Origin of the sequence: Streptomyces changchenzhani (assembly GCF_039766235.1) — a bacterium.
Lineage (GTDB): Bacteria > Actinomycetota > Actinomycetes > Streptomycetales > Streptomycetaceae > Streptomyces.
In genome coordinates this window covers 1,290,447-1,307,759 of sequence record NZ_JBDHNH010000001.1, presented here as the reverse complement: position 1 = coordinate 1,307,759, position 17,313 = coordinate 1,290,447, and the positions used below count along the sequence as shown (strand labels likewise).

The window sequence follows — 17,313 nt, the reverse complement described above, 5'->3', positions numbered from 1 at the left end:
CGCCACCAATCTTGTCAACACCGGCCCCTGAGGCGTGCCTTGGCGGCTATCGTGGACGGGATGCAAGCGGTCACAACCTGCTAGGGGGAAACCGTGGCGCTGAAGCCGGAGTCCACCGCGCCGTTCCACTCGGTGCAGTACGCCCTGCGTGTCCTGGAGGCCGTCTCCAAGCACGGGGGCGGCGTCACCGACGCGCAGATCGCCCGTGAGACCGGGCTCCCCACCGTCCACCTGTCGTCCCTGCTGCTGATGCTCCACCGCGAGGGGTACGTCGAGCAGGTCACCGGCGGCGCGTACATAGTCGGCGACTCACTGGTGCTGCTCGGCTCGGGCGCCACCCGCCGCGAGGCGCTCCAGGCCAAGCTCCAGCAGACCCTCGACCACCTCCGCGACTCGGTGGGCGCGGCGGTCTACATCAGCCGCTACATCGACGGCGAGATCCGGGTCACCGAGGTCGCCGACGGCCCGCTGACCCCCGCCGTGAACGAGTGGGTGGACTTCAGGTCCGCGGCGCACGCCAGCGCGATCGGCAAATGCCTGCTGACCCAGCTCGATCAGAACGGCCGCCGCGACCACCTCTCCCGGCACAAGACGGCCCGGCTCACCTCCAAGACGATCACCAACGAGCGCGTGCTGTTCTCCACCCTGGACAGCCAGCCCGCGACGGTGCCGATGCTCGACCTCCAGGAGTACGCGTTGGGTACGGTCTGCGCGGCCGTGCCGCTGACGGCCGGCTCCACGGTGGGCTGCCTGGCCCTGTCCCTGCCGGTCGAGCACGCCCACCGGCTGCGGGCGGCGGCGGACGCCCTCAACCGCAGGGCGGCGCCCATGGTCCTCTCGCTGGCGCTCTGAGGCGGCCGAAGGCGGTCGAAACCACCTCTGCGGACCAGGTACTATTTAAGAGTCGCGCGCCGTTAGCTCAGTTGGTTAGAGCAGCTGACTCTTAATCAGCGGGTCCGGGGTTCGAGTCCCTGACGGCGCACCGACGAAAGGCCCCATGCGAGAGCGTGGGGCCTTTCGCATGCCCGCCCCCGGCGGGTGGTGCCCGGCCCAGGGCCGGCGTGCCCGCCCTTCGCGTCGGCCTTACGCCCGCAGATAGGCGAGCACAGCGAGAACCCTGCGGTGAGTCTCGGCGGCCGGCGGCAGGTCGGACGGGCAGCGAAGGGCGTTCGGCGCGCAGCGCGACGGCGGCGCGCAGGCCCTCGTCCTGGAAGCCCGGCGGCATCCGGACATCGGTGACCACGATGTCCGGGTCGTGCTCGGCGACGGCCGTGTGCAGCGCGCCTGTTCCCGCAGCCGCAGCCGCGCCCAGGCGCCGAGGCCGGGCTCGGCGGGGGTGCGGTGCGGGTCGGCGGCCGGCTCCCGGTCGACGAGCAGCAGCCGACGCCGCTCGACGGCGGCCAGCGGCAGCCCCGCGAGCAGCAGCAACGGCAGCCCGACGAGCGCCAGCGAGAACACGCCGAGCACGAGCAGGACGAGCAGCGCCGGGAGTCCGGTGAGCACACTGCCGAACAGGTACGCGGCGGAGCGCCAGGGCCAGCCGGAGCGGAGGTAGCCGGGGCTGGTCAGGGCCTGCCAGGGGGTGCCGGGGTGGTGGGCCGCTGCGCGGGGCTTGCCCCCCTAACTCCCCACCGCCGCCAGCACCGCCCGCGCCTGGTGATCCGCTCCGAGCTTGTTCGGGTGGAACGGGACCGCGAGCCCCGGCGGGTTCGTCGTCACCGGGATCAGGCCCTCCACCCACTTGACCCCCGGCGCCCGGCACACATCGTGTCCGACACTCGCGCTGTACGTATCGACGAAGCCCGCCCCGGACTCCCGCGCCGCCCGCCCGAGCATCGCGTTCAGTTCCACCAGCCGCGCTCCGAACCACCGCAGGTCCGTGTCCAGCATCTGCACATAGGGAAAGCAGCCGCGGTCGGGCGAGATACCGGCCAGATAGTCCACCACCAGGACGGTCGCCCCGGGTGAGCGCCGCTTGATGCCATCGACCGCCGCCACGATCTTCGGCTGCGCCGCGACGATCCGCTCCGACATGAGGTCCTTGCCGCCGGACTCCCAAGCCGCCCGGCAGGGCTTGGCGAGCGGCGTGGGCAGCAGGCTGACGCAGTCACCGATCGCCGCTGCGAGCCCGACGTCGTTGCCGCCCATGCCCATGGTGACCAGGTCGGTGGTGGGCGTCAGCCGGTCGAACTGCGGGTCGTTCACGCCGTCGGCCAGCACCGGAACGCGGTTGACGTCCTGCGACGCGGTGAGGTGCACGGTGGTCGCCGCGCCGCAGGTGGCGTCCCGGAAGGTGGTGACGCCGAGCTTCTCGGCGACCTGCTTGGGGTAGTTCCAGGTGCTCTGGGCGCAGCCCACCGGAGCGTGCTCGGTCGCGACGTTCAGGACGGTGACGTCGGCTGACCAGGAGTCGCCCAGGGCGACGTACTCGCTGAAGCGAGGTTTCGCGCTGTCGGCGTGCGCGGGCATCGCGGCGGCGGTCAGCGCGCTGGCGGTGGCGAGAGCGACGAGCAGGCGACGGCGTGGCTTCAAGGGATACCTCCGGGCGGCGGAAGAAATGAGGAGTGAGCAGCAAAGGAAGAAAGGGTGATCAACAGAAAGCCAGTCACCGCCCGGGCACCGCCCGCACCACATTCCCGGCGGATTCACCCGCGTGCGCCGCACAATCGCCCGTCAGTGCGCGGCCCGCCCGCATCCGCGCGAGCAACCCATGCCCGCCCCACCCGTCACCGCGTCAGCTCCGCCTCGCGCCCCTGCGCCCGGTACTCCGCCAACAGCCCTGCCACGTCGTCCCCGGTCAGCAGCCGGTAGTCGCCGCCGCCGTGCGGCGCCCACCACACCGGGTCCTCGCAGCGAAAGCCCTCGCGGCGCAGCGCGACCCGGTGGACCTTGTTCGTCGCCGTCACCGGCATCCGCGGTACGACACGTACGAAGCGCGGTGTCATCTTCGTCCCCAAGTCCGCCTGGGAGGACAGGAATCGGCGGAAAGCCACCGCCGAGAACACCGCGCCCTCGCGCAACGCCAGCGTCGCCATCACCTGGTCGCCCGCCACCGGGTCCGGCACCGCGTAGACCGCGGCGCCCGCCGCGTCCTGCCAGCGCGCGAGGATGCTCTCGATCATCGCGGCGGCGAGGTTCTCGCTGTCGACGCGCAGCCGGTCGTCGGTGCGGCCCGCGAAGTGCAGGAAGCCGCCGGTGTCGCGGAAGAAGAGGTCACCGGTCCAGTACCAGCCGCCGCGCCTGCGGTCCGCCTCGGCGGACTCGTTGCGCCAGTAACCCTCGAAGGGGTTGGGGCCACGGTTGACCAACTCCCCTATCGCCGCTGTCCCGTTGACGAGTAGTCCGTTCGCGTCGAACACCCCGGGCGGTCGCTCCCGGCCCGTCTCCGGGTCGACCACCGCCAGGTCGTCCCCGGGCGCCGCCCGGCCGATCGCGCCCGGCGGGGTGTCGGCGGTGCGCTGGATCGCGGCGCCGCCCTCGGAGGAGCCGTAGCCCTCGACTAGCCGCGCTCCGAAACGCTCGGTGAACCGGGCCGCGTCGACCGCGCCCGCCTCCGTCCCGAAGCCGGTCCGCAGCGGGTTGTCCCGGTCGTCGGGCCGCTCGGGTGTGGCGAGCAGATACTGGACGGCCCGCCCGACATAGGTGAAGTACGTCGCGCCGTACTCCCGTACGTCGTCCAGGAACCGGGACGCGGAGAAGCGCCGCCGCAGGGCGACGCCCGCGCCGCCCGCGAGGGCCGGGGCCCAGTCCGCGATCACCGCGTTGCCGTGGAACATGGGCATGCAGATGTAGTGGACGTCCTCCCGGCGCACCCCGAAGTGGGCGACGAGCGAGTGTCCCACCGCCGCGAGTCGCCCCTGGGTGCAGATCGCCGCCTTGGGCGCGCCGGTCGAGCCGGACGTGAAGTAGAGCAGCAGCCGGGCGGACGGGCCGACGGAGCCGGAGCGCCCGAGGGTGGCCTCGCCGGGCTTGGCGTCGGCGTACGGGGCGAGCAGTTGCGCGTACGCCTCGGTGCCGGTGACCAGGATCCGTAACCCGGGCAGGTCGAGGCCGTCGAGCAGCGGCAGGTGGGCCTGCTCGGTGACCAGTACCCGGCAGTCGGTGTGCAGGATGTCGCGGGCCAGTTCGGCGCCGCGTCGGGTGGGATTGATGCCGGCGACGGCGGCCCCGGCAAGGGCCGCCGCGCTCAACCACAGCGGGAATTCAGGGGTGTTGTCGAGCAGCACGGCGACGTGCGGCTCGGCGTCCCGTGGCAGCAGCTCCACGAGGAGCGCGGCCCGCGCGGCAGCGCCGGCGGCCACCAGGTGGTGGCTGAGGGTGAGGTCCTCGAACCTCAACCCCGGCCGGTGGTCGCCCCATTGGCGCTGTACGAGCTCCGCGACGGTGCCTGCGCTCTCCATGGCGCCGCACCATAGTTGACACTCCGTCAGAACTGAACGTCCGAGCACGCGTAGAAGGCGTTGGTCGTGTCCGCGACGTTCCAGACGGCCAGGATGATGTGGCGCCCGCTCTTCTGGGTGGGGACCGTGCCCTGGTGGGTCAGCGTGGCCGGCGGCTGCTGGTTCCCGTACGGCACGGTCATGAACGGCTGTGACTCCAGGGCCGCGCGGGTGAGCGGCTTACTGGAGTCCCATCCGTTCTTGGTGATGTAGTAGCGGAAGTCGCTCGTCGCGTGACGGGCGGTGAACTGCCAGCGGAAGCCGTAGCCCTGACCGGCGGTGAGCTTGGTGGCGGGCCAGGCTCCATTGCGCGGGTCGTCGAGCTGGGCGAACGTACCGTTTCCGCCGGAGCAGATCTTGCCGTCGGCGGGTCCGGCGCCGGGGAAGCCCTTGGGGCCCTCGACACTCTGCGGTTCCCATTGGATGTTGCCGCAGCCGGTCACTGTGCCGTTGGCGCAGAGCTTCTGCCGGCTGATGGGTGAATCGGTGTAGCCATGGCTGGTTGCGCTGCCGGTAGCGAGGAAGGACACACCGGCTACCGCGAGGCCGACCACGGCCGCACCTATCTTGATTCGCATGCTGGGCTCCTGAACGTGGGGGCAGTTCCGTGAGCTGTGCTGCGCGCATGTTGTGCGGTCTAGACCAAGTGTCAATGTATTAACGGGACTTGACTATGTCTAGACCATTGCGCGTCCAGTCCCATAACAGATGCGTTCACGAACCTTCCGCGCGCCCCGTATAGAAGGCGACCGTCAGATCCTTCACGAGGGCTTTGCGCTCGTAGTCGTCCAGCTCGACGAGTCCGCGCGAGGTCAGCCGCGTCACCGTGTCGTCGACCGCGTCCACCACCGACGTCAGCACACTGTCCCGGTGCTGCGCGTCGAGCGCCTCGACCCGCCTGCGCTGCATCGCGGCGGCGACCTCGGGGGCGTACTCGATCCGCGTCGGCTGCGCGGAGAAGACATCGATGCCCACCGGCGCCGCCTCCGCCGCCAGCATCCTGGTCAGCGCGTCGCCGACTGCCTCCGCGTCGCGCAGGGTCGGCATGTCGTTGTGGAAGGCGTCGGCGGGCAGCTGCGAGAGCACCCGGGCCATCGCCGCCTCCACCTGTTCGCGCAGATACGTCGTGTGGTCCTCGACGGCGAGCATCGCCCGCGCCGTGTCCCTGATCCGCCACACCACGAGCACCACGACCCGCAGCGCGACCCCGTTCGCGTCCACGGACGGCATCGGCTCGCTGCGCCAGTGCCGCAGCCGTACGTCGATCCGGCGGCGCAGCAGCAGCGGGCTCACCCAGACCAGGCCGCTGCGCCGCACGGTCCCCCGGTAGTCGCCGAACAGCGACAGCACCCAGGCGTACCCGACGCGCCCGCGGCCCAGGCCGCCGAAGGCGAAGACCACGACGACCACCAGGGCGGCGAGCACCGCCCAGATGCCGAGCACGATCCCGTTGTACGGGCGCACCGGCAGCCCGAAGAGTACGGCGGCCGGCGGCGGCACGACCCCCGTCCACCACACCACCGCCGCGCCCGCCGCGAGAGCGGCCGTCCCCACGAGGACCGCGCCCCACCCGGGCAGCGCGGCGCCGGGCCGCTCGGAAAGTCCGGGGTCGGCGGGTGCGGCCGGCCGCACGGAACGGGCGGGTACGGGGGCGGGCCCGGGGCGCCGGGGCGCGGCGGTGGCGCGGCGCACGGTGCGCGGCTGGTCCCCGGCGCCGGGGCCGCGGCCCGCCGCCGCGCCACCGGGCGGCAGGGTCACGGCGGTGGGGCCGGTGTCGTCGCGGAAGAGCAGGTGCACCGGGATCTCGGTGGTGGCCTCGTTCCGGATCACGGGCGCCCGGCGCGCGGCCTCACCCTGGGCACTCGGCATCCCCCGCTCGTCCCGCACGCCCCGCACGCCCCGCTCGTCCCGCTCGTCCCGCGCGTCCGTCTCCGGGGCCGGGGCCCGGTCCGAGGCCGGGGTCGAGGCCGAAGGCTCGTCCGGCTGCTGCGTAGAAGTGGTCGGTCTCATCCTTGCCTCCGTCATGCGAAGAGCCGCTTCCAGGTCTGGGGTCCGGGGTAGCCGTCGGCCGCCGCGCCCCGCCAGCCCTGGGCGCGCTGGAACGCCTCGACATTGCGCCGGTCCGCCTCGGTCCAGCGCGGTCCGGGGCCCGACCCGTAGTGCTTGGCGAAGCCCTTCTTCACCAACTGCTTGCCGAGCTTCTCGACGTATACGTTCGACTGGCCCGGCTTGAAGTACCCCATGCCGGGAAAGGCCGCCCCGGCCGTCGGCGCGGGCGCGGGCGCAGTACCGCCGCCCGGCTTCGGGATGTCCCGGCCCTCGCCACTGACCAGCAGACCCCAGGTCCGCGGCCCCGGCAGCCCGTTCGCCTCCTGGCCGCGCCAGCCCTGCGCGCGCTGGAACGCGGCGGTGGCGCCGCGGTCCGCCTCGCCCCAGCGCGGCCCGGGACCCTGCTTGTAGTAGCGCGCGGCGCCCCGCTCGGAGAGCAGTTGGCCCAGGCGCGTGACGTGCTTGTTGTTCGCGCCGGGCCCGAAGGACTGCGCGCCCGGGTAGGAGGTGGAACTCGACGCGCCGCCCGAGCCGGCCGACAGGCCCTTGTAGCGGTACGCGATGTAGCGCGAGGAGTTATGCCAGTACGCGTACGGCGTGGCCTGTTTGCGGGTGTGCGGCCTGGCCTGCTCGTACGCCGTGTAGTAGGTGTGCGTGTAGTCGGTCCAGCCGCCGAAGATCGTGACGTGCGAGCCCTTGTTGGGGTCGGCCGGATTGTGGAACAGCAGCATGTCGCCGGGTTCGAGCTCCTCGCGAGTCATCCGCGTCCCGAACTGGGCCAGGCTTCCTGTCCACTCGTTGCCGCCGAGGTTCCAGGCTATCGAGACGAAGCCCGAGCAGTCCTGCCGGTATCCGTCGGACCAGTACTTCTCCATGCTGTACGGGACCTGCGCGCTCACCCACCGCTTGGCCCGGTTGATGATGTCGGCCCGCGTGACGGCCTTCAGCTTGGGCGGGGCGACCGGCAGCACGGGCCGGGACGGGCTGCCGTGCAGCGGGCCCGACCCGCCCTGCGGACCGACCGGGTCGTGATCGGCGTCCGTACGGGCGGGGGCGTGCCCGGGGGCCGTGGCGTGCGCAGCGCCCGCTCCGCCGCCGCCGCCGAGAACCACGCCCGCCGCGGTGGCGAGCACCAGGGCGCGGCGGGCGCCGTGGGCGGCCGGGTGTCCGCCCTCGCCGACCGGCAGGCCGAGGGCCGCTGCGCGGCGCTGCTGGGCGCACCCCGCACAGCCGCAGTCGCCAGCGGGTTCGTACTCCTCGAAGACCGGCGTCTGCATACGGTTGCCCTCCCGTGGGTCATTCCTGCACATGTGCACGGACGTAAGTGTTTCAACTGTCGGGGCAAAACGCATGTTGACGGTCCGAATGATAATTAAAAGGACATAAACGGCGCGGCTGGTTCGGGGCATCGCCTCCCTTCGGGTAAAGTTCCGCAGGTCGGTACGCGCCGTTAGCTCAGTTGGTTAGAGCAGCTGACTCTTAATCAGCGGGTCCGGGGTTCGAGTCCCTGACGGCGCACGCGGCACTGGAGCCCTCTCACCTCGCGTGAGGGGGCTCCAGTCGTTTCCGGCCACTGCGAGCACATACGAACCAGGTCACAGACCGGTCCCAAAGCTCTCGTTTGACCGGTAAACAGCTTGTATTACCCTTGCGATCACAGCAGGGGTCGGGGACCCTATCCTGAAGCCAATGGCTCCAATGAGGCGCGCGGTTCGAGTGGTTGAGGACTCGGCCGGTGCACTTGGGGTGCCACGGGGGGCTGTCAGTACACAGGGGTGGGGGCCCCTTTGATGAACAGATGTAGAGACGGGCATCATGCAACCGGAAGGTTGTCGTCCTATGTCTGTAGGGATAACGGCAGGCCAATCACGCGTCCGAGTTGGTCGAGGGGGACCAGCGTCGGGCGAAGCGACGACGAAACACGCAGCCACCATGCGTGCGGGGGGATGACTCATGACGGCGACGCCATCCGGCGCCCGGCACAACAACGACCCTTCCCGGACGGCTCAGCTTCGGATACCCCCGCAGCTCAAGCCCTCAGGGTCACGCACGCGTGCCACGAAGGCGCTGCCGCGATACGACTACGAGCACTACAGCAGGCTCGCGGGTCCACTGACCCAGCCGGACCCGACCAAGCCGTACAAGGTCCAGTACCGCTCGCTGCTCTCCCAGGAGCCGCACCGCATCCGCGCCGCCCTGCTCCTGGGCGCGGCGCCGCTGCTCTCGCTGGGACTCTTCGTCTGGCTGATGCAGCCGGCGCACTGGACCGAGCGCGACCCCAACCTGAAGAACGACACGCTGCTGATCCTCGACATCGTCATGCTGGTCTCGATCGGTCTGATCGAGCTCTTCCGCACGATGAATGTCCTGTCGAACGCACACGCGACCCTGGTCGCCCGCGACCCCGTTCCCGTGGTGCCCGAGTCCGGCACCAAGGTCGCCTTCCTCACCTCCTTCGTGCCCGGCAAGGAGCCGTTGGAGATGGTGACGAAGACGCTGGAGGCCGCGGTCAGGATCCGGCACCGCGGGCTGATGCATGTCTGGCTGCTCGACGAGGGCGACGACCCCGCCGTCAAGGACGTCTGCGCGCGCCTCGGGGTGCACCACTTCTCCCGCAAGGGCGTCGCGAGGTGGAACCAGCCCAAGGGCCCGCACCGCGCCAAGACCAAGCACGGCAACTACAACGCCTGGCTCGACGCCCACGGTGACAACTACGACATCTTCGCCTCGGTGGACACCGACCACGTGCCCCTGCCGAACTACCTGGAGCGGATGCTCGGCTACTTCCGCGACCCGGACATCGGTTTCGTCATCGGCCCGCAGGTCTACGGCAACTACGACACCTTCGTGACCAAGGCCGCCGAGTCACAGCAGTTCCTCTTCCACGCCCTGATCCAGCGCGCGGGCAACCGCTACGGCGCCCCGATGTTCGTCGGCACCAGCAACGCCGTGCGCATCAGGACGCTCAAGCAGATCGGCGGCCTGTACGACTCGATCACCGAGGACATGGCGACGGGCTTCGAGATCCACCGCGCCACGAACCCGGCGACGGGCAACAAGTGGCGCTCGGTCTACACCCCGGACGTCCTGGCCGTCGGCGAGGGCCCGACCGCCTGGACCGACTTCTTCACCCAGCAGCTGCGCTGGTCGCGAGGCACATACGAGACGATCATCAAGCAGTACTGGAGAGGCTTCGGCACGCTCCCGCCGGGCAAGCTCTTCAACTACACGATGATGATCATCTTCTACCCGATGTCCGCCATGAACTGGATCCTCGCGGCGCTCAGCTGCGCCCTGTTCCTGGGCATGGGCGCATCGGGTGTGCAGATCGACCCGGCGATCTGGATGATGCTCTACGGCAATGCCTCGGCGCTCCAGATCGGCCTCTACATCTGGAACCGCCGCCACAATGTCTCGCCGCACGAACCCGAGGGCTCCGGCGGCCTGGCCGGCATGGCGATGTCCGCGCTCTCCGCGCCGATCTACGCGCGCTCGCTGTTCGACGCGGCACTGCGCCGCAAGTCCAGCTTCGTCGTGACGCCCAAGGGCGACTCGTCCAGCCCGGACACGCTGTTCGGCACCTTCCGCATCCATCTGTTCTTCATCCTGATCTTCGGCGGGTCGCTCGGCTCCTCCTTCTACTTCGGGCACAACCACCCCGCGATGATCACGTGGGCCACGCTGGCGCTGCTGATCACCGCGGCGCCGATCATCGCCTGGCGCCTCGGCATGCGCCAGGAGAAGAAGCGCAGGCGCGACGCGCCACCGCCCTCCACACAGCCCCCGGCCAGCCCCCCGCCGGAGGCCCACCCGCCGCAGCACAAGCCCAGTTGGGCAGCGAACGACCAGACCATACAGATCGCCCTTGGGGGACGTAAGAAATGAACTACCGACCGAGCCGCCGCACCCGTCGCCTGGCGATCGGTGCGGCGGTGGTGGTTGCTCTGGCGGGGATGAACGGGCCCGCGCTCTACCGCTTCGGCTCCGACCAGTACCACGACTACAAGATCAACAGGCCCGAGTACAAGGCCGACAACGGTCACTGGGACTTCCTGGACATCCCCGCCGAGTTCAGGATCAATACGATCCATGCCGCCCTGCTGCACACCGGCAAGGTGCTGCTGATCGCGGGCTCGGGCAACAACCAGAAGAACTTCGACGCCAAGAAGTTCGAGTCGGTGCTGTGGGACCCCGGGACCAACAAGTACAAGATGATCCCCACCCCCAAGGACATGTTCTGCGCCGGGCACACCCAACTGCCCGACGGCAAGCTCCTGGTGGCGGGCGGCACCAAGCGATACGAGAAGCTCCAGGGCGATGTCTCCAAGGCCGGCGGCCTGATGGTCATCCACAACGAGGACCCGGACGCCCCCAAGACGCTGCCCGCGGGCACGATCTTCACGGGCAAGAAGAACGGGAAGACGTACGTCTCCAAGGACCCGGTCCTGGTGGAGAAGGCCAAGAAGATCTTCGACAAGCAGACCGGCAGGTTCCTGCGTACGGAGGCGGGGCTCGGCCGGATCTATGTCGAGGCCAGGGCGTCGGGCAAGAAGTTCGAGTCGGGCACCGAGGACAACTACCGGATCCATGGCCTCAAGGGCACCGACGCCAAGAACGTCTATGGCATCGCCCAGAAGCTCGCGCTCGACAAAAAGGACTTCCAGGGCATCAAGGAGTCCTACGAGTTCGATCCGGTCGCGGAGAAGTACATCACCGTCGACCCGATGAACGAGGCCCGCTGGTACCCGACGCTGACCACCCTCAAGGACGGCAAGGTCCTCTCGCTGTCCGGCCTGGACGAGATCGGGCAGATCGTCCCCGGCAAGGACGAGGTCTACGACCCCGAGACCAAGAAGTGGGAGTACACCGGCGTCATCCGGAAGTTCCCGACATACCCGGCGATCTTCCTGATGAACAACGGCAAGCTCTTCTACTCGGGCTCCAACGCCGGCTACGGACCCGCCGACGAGGGCCGTGAGCCCGGTGTGTGGGACCTGGCGACCAATAAGTTCAAGAAGATCCCCGGCCTGAGCGACCCGGACAGGTTGGAGACCTCGGCCACCGTACGGCTGCCTCCCGCCCAGGACGAGAAGTACATGGTCATCGGCGGCGGCGGGGTCGGCGAGTCCGAGAAGTCCAGCGAGAAGTCCCGGCTGGTCGACCTGAAGAAGCCCAACCCGCGCTTCAAGGACGGCGATTCACTCGCCGAGGGCACCCGCTACCCGAGCGCCTCGCTGCTGCCCGACGACAGCGTCCTGGTCACCGGCGGCTCGCACGACTACCGGGGCCGCGGCGGCTCCGACGTGCTGGAAGCCCGGATGTACGACCCCAAGACCGACAAGTACCGCAAGGTGGCCGACCCGGCGGTGGGCCGCAACTACCACTCGGGCTCGCTGCTGCTGCCCGACGGACGCGTCATGATCTTCGGCTCCGACTCGCTGTACTCCGACAAGGCCAACACCAGGCCCGGCGTCTTCGAGCAGCGCGTCGAGATCTACACCCCGCCGTACATGTTCAGGGACGCGCGGCCGGCGCTCACCGGTGGGCCCAAGAGCGTGAAGCGCGGCGGAACGGCGACGTTCAAGTCAGCGCACGCCACGGCCATCAAGGACGCCAAGCTGATGCGGCCGAGCGCGGTCACCCATGTCACCGACACCGACCAGCGGACCGTCGCGCTGGACCTGAAGAAGACGAAGGACGGCATCTCGGTCACCGTGCCGAAGAACCGGGCGCTGGTGCCGTCCGGCTACTACATGCTGTTCGTGACGGACGACCAGGGCACGCCGTCCAAGGGCACCTGGATCGAGGTCCCGTAGCCCGGTGACCCCATGTCCCCATGACCCCGTGACCGGCTGAGACAGCGAGTGGGGGGCGCCCGGCCGGGCGCCCCCCACTCGCTGTGTACACGGACCGCTACTTCGTATTGCGGGCCAGTTCTAGCGCGTACTGCGGGTACCACTTGCCCGCCGTCGGGCCACCCTTGCAGTCGCCGTCCGACTCGCCGGGGCGCTTCACCCAAAGATAGGCGTCGATCAGCTCGTCACCCGTCTTGGTCGTCGGCGGCTCACCGAGCGCGCGGCCGGGCGGGTTGCACCAGTTCTCCTTGGGATCACCCTTGGTGTACGGCCCGTTGCCATTGCGGCTGGTGTCGATCACAAAGGGCTTGTTGCCGATCTTCTGCGAGAGCTTCTTGCCGAAGTCCGCGCTCGTCGTCGTGGTCTGGAAGTTGGAGACGTTCACCGAGAACCCGTCGGCCTGCCCTATACCCGCCCGCTGGAGCGGATCGAAGAGCGCGTCCGGCGACTGCCATCCCGCGTTGCCCGCGTCCAGGTACACCTTGGTCGCGGGCTGCTGCTTCAGCCGCTCGACAGCGCCCTTGAGCAGGTCGAAGCGCTCCTCGTGGAACTCCTGGGGCGTGCAGCCGTCCACGAGGTGCAGCAGCGCGTCCGGCTCCAGGATCACGGTGGCGCGGCGGTCACCGATGCCCTTGGCCACCTGGTCGACCCAGCCGCGATAGGCGTTGCCGTCGGCGGCGCCGCCCTTGGAGAACTGCCCGCAGTCGCGGTGCGGGATGTTGTAGAGGACCAGCAGCGCGTCCCGGTCGGCCTTGGCCGCCGCCTCGGTGAAGCCCTTGGCCTCCGCCTCTGCGTTCTCCGGCCCGATCCACTCGCCGACGGGCTGCTCGGCGATCTTCCTGATCAGCTCGGCCTTGTCGTCGTCGCCGCCCTTGGCATACGTGGAGACCTGCTTGGCGGCGTTTCCCTCCGGATTGACCCAGTACGGATCGCTGCCCTTGGGCTGCTGCTTCACCGGTTCCTGCTGCGCCCCGCCGTCACCGTCCGACGAGGAACAGCCCGTCAACAGCAGCGCGGTCCCCGCCGCCGCCATCGCGGCCATCCGGACACCCACACGCCGACGGCCGCTGTAACTGCCGTACATCCACTCCCCCTTGGTGCACCTGAAATGTGTAAGGACCCCCCGGCGCCTCCCCGGACACAACCGGTCCAAACCATCCTGACACACCCCTGCCCAGCGCCAGGGGCCCTCTGCTCTTCGTGGGTGAGCTGTTACGGCGCGTACGCACATACCGCGTAACAAAGGGTGCACCGTGGGCGACAATGCGATGACTTGGCATCAAAGTGCCCCTAGGAACATCCGCTTGTCCGTTCTACAGTGGCAAGCACAGGCCCGAGCCCCCGGCCCCAGTCTCCCCCGACACATCTGCACCTCCCGCATCGGCGCCGGACTTCTCCCGCAGTCCGTGCACCGGCGGTCGAGGACCAGCCCGGTCGGCGGCTCCGGGGGGAGCGGGCCGCCGACCGGGCCAGGTAGCCGGCCTACGCCCGGTGCCCGTCGGTTTCGCCACGCACAGGCCCTGTTGACAGTGTCCGGCCAGGACTGGGACTCTCCCGATGACAACTCCACACATCGAGACGACGGTGGACAGGAACCCGGTGCGATTCCGGGGCGGTCCCGCCACTGTGACCGTACGAGCAAGCTCTGCGCCCGTACGGAAGCCAGGAACTGACCCGTCGTTCTCCTGCCATGGGGCGTGGAAACCCCAGAAGGAGGTTCACCGGTATGTCTTCGCACACCGCGCCGCACACCGACACCGCAGCGGCAGCGTCCGCCGCGACCAGCACCCGCGACTGGCTGATCCTGGCCGCCGCGGCGATCATCGCCCTGGTCGCGCTCTACGCGGTCTTCATGGACAACGGGACCGTTGTCTCCGCGACCGGCGACTATCTGCACGAGTTCTCGCACGACGGCCGGCACCTCTTCGGTGCCCCTTGCCACTGATCGGGGCCGTACGCACCATGTCCACACCTGTACTCCCCCTGCTCGGACGCTCCCTCGCGGCGGGCGGGGTGGCCGGTCTTGCCACCGGCCTCTTCTCGCTGCTCCTGGCCGAGCCGCTGATGGACCGCGCGATACGTCTCGAAGAGGCACGCTCCGCCAAGGAGCACGCGCACGACGCGGCCGGTACGGCCGTCCAGCACCACGAGGAGCTGTTCTCCCGCTCCACCCAGCACTTTGGCCTGGTGGTCACCGCGGTGGTCGCCGGTCTCGCGCTCGGCGTGCTCTTCGCCGTCGCCTACGCACTGGTCCACCGGCGCACCGCCCCGGGCGACCGCCCCTGGTCGCGCGCCCTGGTCTTCTGCTCGGCGGCCTTCGTGGCCGTGTCCCTGCTGCCCGGTCTGCGCTACCCGGCCAACCCGCCGGGCGTCGGCGACTCCGGCACGGTCACCGACCGCCAGTCGCTGTGGCTGGCCGCCGTCGTGATCGGCATCCTCGGCATGCTGCTGGCCTGGCAGGTGTACGTACGCCTCGCCGACCGGTCGGTGCCGGTGCGCCAGGTCGCGGTGGCCGTCACCGCGGTCGCGACCCTGGCGGTCCTCTTCGCACTGCCGGGCAACCCGGACGAGGTTCCGGTGGCGGCGACACTGCTGTGGGACTTCCGGGTGCTTTCGCTGGGCTCGCACGCGCTGCTGTGGGCGGTGTTCGCCGGAGTGTTCGGCGCGCTCGGTCTGCGCGCGGCGGCCCGCAGCGCGCCTGCTGCGACCGTGCCGGCCGTGGGAGTGACGGCGTAACGGGGACCGGTCAGCTCCGACCGGAGCTTCCCGTCCCCGTCAGGTAGGCCGACACCACCACATTCGCGGTGTAGGTGCGGGCCTTCTTGTCGTACGTGCCCCCGCAGGTGATCAGGCGCAGCTCCGCCCGGTCGCTCTCGCGGGGGCCGTACACCTTCTGGGGGTCGAAGCGTTCTCGGGTGAAGACCTGAACGTCGTCGACGGTGAACTCCAGGTCCGAGCCGTCCGCGCCCGTCACCCGGATCCGCTCGCCGGGGCGGGTGGCGCTCAGGCCGTAGAAGACGGCCGGTTTGCTCTCGGTGTCGACATGGCCGACGAGCAGGGCCACGCCCGCCGCCCCCGGCCGGGTGCCGTTGCCGTACCAGCCGACGGTGGCCGGCCAGTCGTACGGCGGAGGGTCGACAGCGCCCGACGCGTCGAGACCCCGCTCCACGACGGGCGCCGTCACACCTATCGAGGGCACGTCGACGCGCTGCGGGCGCACGCCCTTCTGCGGTTCGTGCGCGGGAGGCAGCGGCACCCCCAGCGGACGGCCGACCGCGGCCACATCGCCGGTGGTCGGGGCGGAGCTGCCGCCGGACCCTTCGGTGAGCCCACGCCCCCACAGCGACAGGCCGAGCAGCAGCACCGCCCACGCGACCCCGGTCAGCAGCCGTCCGGAGCCTGCGGGACGGCTCGCGGCGGGGGCGTCCTCGGCGGACACGTCAGTCCGCGTCCGTGGGGCGGCGGCGGACACTGCGGAACGCCACGGCGACCGCGGCCACACCCGCGAGCACCAGGCCGATCACGGTGTGCCGGGTGCCGGGACCGTCGCCCTCGGCGGTCTCCGACGCGAGCTGCGCCGTACCGCCGCCGCCCGCGTGCACGGGAGAGACGGGAGTGGCGTGCTGGGTGGGCTGGTGGGTGGGCTGGTGGTGGACGACCGTGACGGTACCCACCTTGTTGTGGTTGTGGCCGTCGCAGTCGACGCTGATCTCGTATGTGCCGGCGCCGATCGACGAGTTGATCCTCGCCTCCCCGTAGAGGGGGTTCTCGCGTCCGTCCTTGCCGTTGAGATTGGTCTCCCCGCGGCTGAAGGCGCTGGAGCGGGCGACGCCGGTGGTGCCCTTGCAGTCCGAGACGCGCAGCTCCACCTCGCCGCCGGGTGCGATGGTCGACGGGGTGACCTGGATCGAGACGGAATCGTGGGCGTACGCCGCGGTGGCCGGGGCGGCCATCAGCACGGCGGCCACTCCTGCGGCACGCAGAGCGAGCAGAGCTGAACGCATCGTGAACCTCCTGGTACTCCGAAGATCCACGGACCCGGCCGTTCCCGCATCCCCAGGGGCCCGTCACTGCGCCGTACGGGCCCCCTGAGGTGTCGTGCGAGTGCTCTGCGAGGGCCCCGGGGGTGTCGTGCGGGGCCTCAGATCCGCTCGACGAGGTCCGCGATCGAGTTGACGATCGTGGAGGGCCTGAACGGGTAGCGGTCGACGTCGGCGGGCCCGGTCAGGCCGGTGAGTACCAGGAAGGTCTCCATGCCCGCCTCCAGGCCGGCCAGCACGTCGGTGTCCATCCGGTCGCCGATCATCGCGCTGGTCTCGGAGTGCGCGCCGATCGCGTTGAGGCCCGTACGCATCATCAGCGGGTTGGGCTTGCCCGCGAAGTACGGGTCACGGCCGGTCGCCTTGGTGATCAGCGCTGCGACCGAGCCGGTGGCGGGCAGCGGGCCCTCGGCGCTGGGGCCCGTCTCGTCCGGGTTGGTGCAGATGAAGCGCGCACCGGCGTTGATCAGCCGGATCGCCTTGGTGAGGGCCTCGAAGCTGTACGTACGGGTCTCACCCAGGACGACGTAATCCGGGTCGTGGTCGGTCAGGACGTAACCGATGTCGTGCAGCGCGGTCGTCAGACCGGCCTCACCGATGACGTACGCCGTGCCGCCGGGCCGCTGGTCGTCCAGGAACTGGGCGGTGGCGAGCGCCGAGGTCCAGATATTCTCGACGGGCACGTCGAGGCCCATCCGGGCGAGCCTGGCGTGCAGGTCACGGGCCGTGTAGATCGAGTTGTTGGTGAGCACCAGGAACGGCCTGCCGGACTCGCGCAGCCGCTTGATGAAGGCATCGGCGCCAGGGATGGGCGTGCCCTCGTGGATGAGAACACCGTCCATGTCGGTGAGCCATGATTCGATCGGCTTGCGCTCTGCCATGTGCCGGACTCCTGCCGTACGCGATAACGCTGAGAAGGGGCGCCCGGAC

At 70.0% G+C, this 17,313-nt stretch carries 13 protein-coding genes, 2 tRNA genes, 3 pseudogenes and 1 riboswitch; of the genes and pseudogenes, 7 read left to right on the top strand and 11 right to left on the bottom strand.

Annotation, left to right across the window (positions count from 1 at the left end):
• Positions 1–93: 93 nt before the first annotated feature.
• Complete coding sequence (locus tag ABCR94_RS06205) at positions 94–852, top strand: IclR family transcriptional regulator (RefSeq protein WP_347118021.1); 759 nt, start codon at positions 94–96, stop codon at positions 850–852.
• Positions 853–908: 56 nt separating this feature from the next.
• Positions 909–982 (top strand) — tRNA-Lys (locus ABCR94_RS06200).
• Positions 983–1,150: 168 nt separating this feature from the next.
• On the opposite strand, the pseudogene ABCR94_RS06195 reads toward ABCR94_RS06200, so the two are convergent.
• The 7 genes and pseudogenes from ABCR94_RS06195 to ABCR94_RS06165 form a co-directional block, all read right to left on the bottom strand.
• Positions 1,151–1,312 (bottom strand): annotated as a pseudogene (locus tag ABCR94_RS06195) (DNA-binding response regulator); the annotation flags it as partial.
• 29 nt (positions 1,313–1,341) lie between these two features.
• Positions 1,342–1,458: pseudogene (locus tag ABCR94_RS06190) on the bottom strand (hypothetical protein); the annotation flags it as partial.
• A 162-nt stretch (positions 1,459–1,620) separates the two neighbouring features.
• The gene (locus ABCR94_RS06185) at positions 1,621–2,532 is read right to left on the bottom strand and encodes an SGNH/GDSL hydrolase family protein (protein WP_347118020.1); all 912 of its coding nucleotides are present in this window, start codon (positions 2,530–2,532) and stop codon (positions 1,621–1,623) included.
• Between the two features lie 194 nt (positions 2,533–2,726).
• The gene (locus ABCR94_RS06180) at positions 2,727–4,400 is read right to left on the bottom strand and encodes an AMP-binding protein (RefSeq protein WP_347118019.1); all 1,674 of its coding nucleotides are present in this window, start codon (positions 4,398–4,400) and stop codon (positions 2,727–2,729) included.
• Between the two features lie 26 nt (positions 4,401–4,426).
• A complete protein-coding gene (locus ABCR94_RS06175) occupies positions 4,427–5,017 on the bottom strand; it encodes a lytic polysaccharide monooxygenase auxiliary activity family 9 protein (RefSeq protein ID WP_347118018.1) in 591 nt (196 codons plus the stop codon).
• A 136-nt stretch (positions 5,018–5,153) separates the two neighbouring features.
• Positions 5,154–6,425 (bottom strand): annotated as a pseudogene (locus ABCR94_RS06170) (SPFH domain-containing protein); the annotation flags it as partial.
• A 35-nt stretch (positions 6,426–6,460) separates the two neighbouring features.
• Positions 6,461–7,765: a peptidoglycan-binding protein gene (locus ABCR94_RS06165; protein ID WP_347118017.1), complete on the bottom strand. Its 1,305-nt coding sequence runs from the start codon at positions 7,763–7,765 to the stop codon at positions 6,461–6,463.
• A 167-nt stretch (positions 7,766–7,932) separates the two neighbouring features.
• Here ABCR94_RS06165 and ABCR94_RS06160 point away from each other — a divergent pair.
• From ABCR94_RS06160 to glxA, 3 genes are all read left to right on the top strand, one after another.
• A tRNA-Lys gene (locus tag ABCR94_RS06160) sits at positions 7,933–8,006 on the top strand.
• A 435-nt stretch (positions 8,007–8,441) separates the two neighbouring features.
• The gene (locus ABCR94_RS06155; protein WP_347118016.1) at positions 8,442–10,373 is read left to right on the top strand and encodes a glycosyltransferase family 2 protein; all 1,932 of its coding nucleotides are present in this window, start codon (positions 8,442–8,444) and stop codon (positions 10,371–10,373) included.
• A complete protein-coding gene (gene glxA / locus ABCR94_RS06150; protein ID WP_347118015.1) occupies positions 10,370–12,304 on the top strand; it encodes a radical copper oxidase GlxA in 1,935 nt (644 codons plus the stop codon). Before ABCR94_RS06155 ends, glxA begins: the two co-directional genes overlap by 4 nt.
• A 97-nt stretch (positions 12,305–12,401) precedes the next feature.
• Here the strand turns inward: glxA and ABCR94_RS06145 are convergent, their stop codons facing one another.
• Entirely contained in the window at positions 12,402–13,427 is a 1,026-nt protein-coding gene (locus ABCR94_RS06145; RefSeq protein ID WP_347118014.1) for a glycoside hydrolase family 6 protein, read from the bottom strand.
• Between the two features lie 481 nt (positions 13,428–13,908).
• Positions 13,909–14,036, top strand: a riboswitch (cobalamin riboswitch).
• Between the two features lie 33 nt (positions 14,037–14,069).
• On the opposite strand from ABCR94_RS06145, the gene ABCR94_RS06140 reads away from it, so the two are divergent.
• Both ABCR94_RS06140 and ABCR94_RS06135 read left to right on the top strand, forming a co-directional pair.
• Entirely contained in the window at positions 14,070–14,288 is a 219-nt protein-coding gene (locus tag ABCR94_RS06140) for a CbtB domain-containing protein (protein WP_347118013.1), read from the top strand.
• Positions 14,289–14,305: 17 nt separating this feature from the next.
• The gene (locus tag ABCR94_RS06135) at positions 14,306–15,079 is read left to right on the top strand and encodes a CbtA family protein (RefSeq protein WP_347118012.1); all 774 of its coding nucleotides are present in this window, start codon (positions 14,306–14,308) and stop codon (positions 15,077–15,079) included.
• Between the two features lie 10 nt (positions 15,080–15,089).
• On the opposite strand, the gene ABCR94_RS06130 is transcribed toward ABCR94_RS06135, so the two are convergent.
• From ABCR94_RS06130 to ABCR94_RS06120, 3 genes are all read right to left on the bottom strand, one after another.
• A complete protein-coding gene (locus ABCR94_RS06130; RefSeq protein WP_347118011.1) occupies positions 15,090–15,782 on the bottom strand; it encodes a class F sortase in 693 nt (230 codons plus the stop codon).
• Position 15,783: 1 nt separating this feature from the next.
• The gene (locus ABCR94_RS06125; protein ID WP_347118010.1) at positions 15,784–16,347 is read right to left on the bottom strand and encodes a hypothetical protein; all 564 of its coding nucleotides are present in this window, start codon (positions 16,345–16,347) and stop codon (positions 15,784–15,786) included.
• A 137-nt stretch (positions 16,348–16,484) separates the two neighbouring features.
• Complete coding sequence (locus ABCR94_RS06120) at positions 16,485–17,264, bottom strand: HAD-IIA family hydrolase (RefSeq protein ID WP_347118009.1); 780 nt, start codon at positions 17,262–17,264, stop codon at positions 16,485–16,487.
• Between the last annotated feature and the right edge of the window lie 49 nt (positions 17,265–17,313).